General features: G+C 45.0%; 4 protein-coding genes. All 4 read left to right on the forward strand.

Annotated features, from left to right (window positions below):
• On the forward strand, window positions 1–1,142 hold a 1,142-nt coding region (locus tag J6U00_RS12270), incomplete at its 5' end, for a calcium-binding protein (protein ID WP_296582258.1).
• Window positions 1,143–1,336: 194 nt separating this feature from the next.
• On the forward strand, window positions 1,337–1,570 hold the full coding sequence (locus J6U00_RS15210; RefSeq protein WP_365718985.1) for a group II intron maturase-specific domain-containing protein: 234 nt from the start codon (window positions 1,337–1,339) through the stop codon (window positions 1,568–1,570).
• A gap of 131 nt (window positions 1,571–1,701) precedes the next feature.
• Window positions 1,702–3,831 (forward strand): type I secretion system permease/ATPase, encoded by a 2,130-nt coding sequence (locus J6U00_RS12275; protein WP_296582261.1) that lies wholly within the window; start codon window positions 1,702–1,704, stop codon window positions 3,829–3,831.
• A partial coding sequence (locus J6U00_RS12280) for an efflux RND transporter periplasmic adaptor subunit (RefSeq protein WP_296582263.1) occupies window positions 3,824–4,466 on the forward strand: 643 nt, incomplete at its 3' end. The genes J6U00_RS12275 and J6U00_RS12280, both read left to right, overlap by 8 nt.

A 4,466-nucleotide genomic window follows, 5' to 3' on the forward strand; every position in this document is an offset into this window, starting at 1 on the left:
CAGAATTCGGCATAAAGGATAATAACCTTATCGGTGGAGACAACGACGATAGCCTCCATGCCGGTGAAGGAAACGATACTCTCACAGGCGGCGCAGGAAATGATCTTCTGTCAGGCGGTACTGGAAATGACAAATACATATTCAACCTTGGCGACGGTCAGGATATCATAGACGAAGAAAGCAGCGACTCACCGGCTGACGCTGTTGTATTCGGAGAGGGAATAGCTCCGAGCGACATCAGGATATCCAAGGATAAAGAGGATATGATACTTAACGTAGGTCATAACGGTGACAGCATAAGGATAGTAAAACAGTACAACAGAGAAGAGTCAATAGTTGAATACTTCATGTTTGCTGACGGAACAGTTCTTACAGCGCAGGAGCTTTTCGATACTCCTCTTGATATTACAGGAGACGGCGAAGTAAATGATTTCCCGTCAACCTTCGGTACAAAGAATAACAATCTTATCGGAGGAGACAGTGATGACACCCTCTATGCCGGAGAAGGAGATGATACGCTGGCAGGCAGAACAGGTAATGATTTCCTGTCAGGCGGTACTGGAAATGACAAATACATATTCAACCTTGGCGACGGTCAGGATACTATCGACGAAGATATGAGCGACTCACCGGCTGACGCTATTGTATTCGGCGAGGGCATAGCTCCGAGCGACATCAGGATATCCAAGGATAAAGGGGATATGATACTAAATGTAGGTCCTGTTGGTGACAGCATAAGGATAGTAAACCAGTATGACAGAAAAGATTCAATAGTAGAGTACTTCATGTTTGCTGACGGAACAGTTCTTACATATGCTGATCTTACAGGATACATCGAGAATGATGAAAAAGCTCCCGAGCAGAAAGGCGCGGAGTATCTTACCGACCTTTACGAGGACTTTATATCAGACAGCTGGTATACAGAGAATGATACAGTTCTTGCAGATGTAACAGATAGCGTAAGCTTAGGCGGCGAAAGCGAAGACATTGCAGATATGACAGATATACAGGCAATGGTGCTTGCAGAGAATATGTCGGCATTCAGTAACGACAGCAAGATATACGACGGTATAAATATCGGCGATATCACAGCAGATACTTCGGCATTGGATCAGTTCCTTGCTGACGCATCTTTGAAGTAAGTTCAATGCGTAATAAGATCGTGCAGCAGTGAAAACTGCTGCACCTTTTTTCGGTTTGCCCGACATGGGCACAATCTAACGGGTGAAAGTCTCGAACACGCCCAAATAGTGGGAAGTGTATAGCCGAACAGCAAAGGTGTCCGCCGTGAGGCGGAATCTGAAGGAAGCTGTAAGCAAACCTCTGGGCTGAACAAATCAATACTATAGTCAGAGGATGGCTTAATTATTTCATGAGTTATTGTAAGTCAGCAGTCAAATGCACTATGCAATGCCTGAATGAAAGACTTTGTCGATGGGTCAGGCACAAATTCAAAAGGTTCAGAGGGCATAAAATCAAAGCCAAAACATGGCTTCAAGAGTTAGCAAAAAGAGAGCTCAACATGTTTGCACATTGGGCTCTCGGCTTGGAAACCATAATGGGAATATGAAGAGCTGTGTGAAGTGAGAGCTTCACGCACGGTTCTGTGAGAGCCTTGCGGTGAAAATCCACTGGGTTACTCGACTGAGAGATCGGCGGCGTCATCGCCGCCTCCTACTCGATTAAAACGGAGGGTGGAATATGACAAAAAAACAAGATAGCGGACTGTCCTGTTTTATGATAGTGATGAAGTTCCACGGTATACCAATAACAAAGGAACAGGCAGAAAACCTTTCGGTGCTCGATCCCGGGCAGAAGACGGGAGAGATAGAGATAATACAGTCTGCAAAGGCGCTGAAAATGAATGCAAAGCTTTGCAGACTGAAAATAGAAAAGCTTAAGGATGTTAATTTGCCTATCATTGCAAAGGGCTATAACGGTGAATTTTTCATAATCGCAAAGTCTCAGGGTGATAAATTCATGATACTCTTTGCGGATAAGACAAAGCCGGAGGTAAGAACAAGGATAGACCTGCAAAGGATATGGGATGGAACAGCCGTTATAATCAATAAAAAGGGTATTATCGACAGAGAGGCTGCTTTCAGCTTCAAGTGGTTCATACCAACCATACTTAAATTCAAGAAAGAGTTCATACAGGTACTGATGGCGGTATTCACTGTGCAGATACTTGGTATACTCACTCCTGTGATGACACAGGTTGTAGTCGATAAGGTACTCGTACACAGGAGTATGTCAACTCTGAATGTTCTTACTATAGGCATAGCCATAGTTTATATATATGAGCTTGTCCTCGGACTTGCAAAGAACTATGTTTTTACTCACACGACCAATCGCATAGACGTAATGCTAAGCTATAAGCTGTTCAGACATCTTTTTGCTCTGCCACTTAAATATTTTGAGTCTCGCAGAGTCGGTGAGACTGTCGCAAGAGTGAGGGAGCTTGACAGCATTAGGAGCTTCCTTACTGGAACCCCTCTTTCGTCCATGATAGACCTTGTGTTCATTATCGTATACATAGTGGTTCTGTTCATGTACAGCAGAATGCTGACGGTAATTGTCCTCTTTTCGGTACCTGTCTATGCCATACTTTCAGCGATAGTAACGCCTCTCTTCAAGAAGAGACTTGACGAAAAGTTCGAGACAGGCGCCAATACTCAGTCCTTCCTTGTGGAATCAATAACGGGAGTACAGACGGTAAAATCCTATGCTCTTGAGCCAAAATTCGAGAAAAAGTGGGGGGAATTACAGGCGGACTACGTAAAAGCAAGCTATAGAACATCGATGGTATCTGCAACCGCCGGCACAACAGGTCAGTTCATACAGAAGGTATTCGACCTGCTGATACTTTTCTTTGGAGCAAAGGCTGTCATGGACGGAAATTTCACAGTGGGACAGCTCGTTGCCTTTCGTATGCTGTCTGGAAGAGTAAGCGGACCTGTGCTCAGGCTCGTGCAGCTTTGGCAAGAATACCAGCAGGCCTCGCTTTCAGTGAAGCGTATAGGAGATATATTCAACACAGCTCCAGAGCCTGTTCTAAATACGAATATAACCTCTCTTCCGAAACTTGAAGGAAGGATAGCTTTCGACAATGTGCATTTTCGTTACGATCCGCAGGGAGCTGAGGTCATCAGGGGCATGAGCTTTGAGATAGAGCCCGGCTCGGTAGTGGGAGTAGTAGGACGCAGCGGCTCGGGAAAGAGTACTATATCCAAGCTAATACAGAGACTGTATATACCGGAGGAGGGAAAGATATCCGTAGACGGTATGGATATATCCCTTGTTAACCCGTCAATGCTGAGAAAGCAGATAGGTGTGGTGTTACAGGAGAACTTCATGTTCAATGGCACTGTTGCGGATAATATATCTATACACTGTCCGACAGCGTCAATGGAGCAGATAATAAAGTGTGCAAAAATCGCAGGAGCCCACGACTTTATACTCGAGCTACCCAACGGCTATGATACAGTCATCGGCGAAAAGGGCATGGGACTATCCGGCGGTCAGAAGCAGAGAATAGCTATCGCAAGAGCTATTCTAAATGATCCGAGGATACTTATATTTGACGAGGCAACGTCTGCCCTTGATTATGAGTCGGAAAGCATAATACAGAGCAACCTCAAGGAGATATGCTGCAACAGAACGGTCATCATTATCGCTCACAGACTATCGACGCTCAAGGACGCACAGAAGATAATGGCGATAGACAAGGGACAGCTTGTGGAGTACGACACCCATGAGAAGCTCATGGAGCAGAACGGGCTTTACGCTTATCTCTACGATCAGCAGCAAAGGGGTGAGGTAGATGGATAATAGGCGTACAGATTATGTCTTAAAGCACAGCAGCAAGCACGATAGTGATCTGCAATATGACTTCATGCCTTCTATGCTGGAGATAATAGAAAGACCTGCGCACAAGGCAGGGACCGTGATAATATTGGGAGTATTTTCGCTTCTCATAGTGGCTGTAGTATGGGCTTGCCTTTCAAAAACAGATATAGTCGTTACCTCCAGTGGAACTATACAGCCGGTGGGAAATATCTGCTCCCTCAGCTCATACTCGGGAGGTGCGGTGAAGTCGATAAACGTTGAGGAAGGGGCTTATGTCAATTACGGCGATGTGCTCATAGAGCTCGATACCCAGAGCCTTGATATCGATGCTGAAAGTCTGAATAGTCAAAAAAGCGTTCTTGATGCACAGAAGAAGGTATATACCATGATAAGGAACGGCGAGGATATATCTGATATAGATATGGAGCAGTACGCAGGAAATATCCACCCGTATATACTGACCATAATAGACATCGACAAGGCATATCAGAACGATATCAGCATACTTGAAAGCACAAGGGAAAACGCAAAGCTGAATATTGAATACGCGAATATCAGGCTTGAAGAATATGAACGTGATCCCAGCATATCTCAGGCGGAGTACGAAGCGCAGAAGC

The organism is Ruminococcus sp. (genome assembly GCF_017650195.1).
Taxonomy (GTDB): Bacteria; Bacillota; Clostridia; order Oscillospirales; family Ruminococcaceae; genus Ruminococcus.

Coding starts and splice junctions, on each gene's coding strand:
- J6U00_RS12275 (WP_296582261.1), top strand. CDS start 1,702: ATGACAAAAAAACAAGATAGCGGACTGTCCTGTTTTATGATAGTGATG.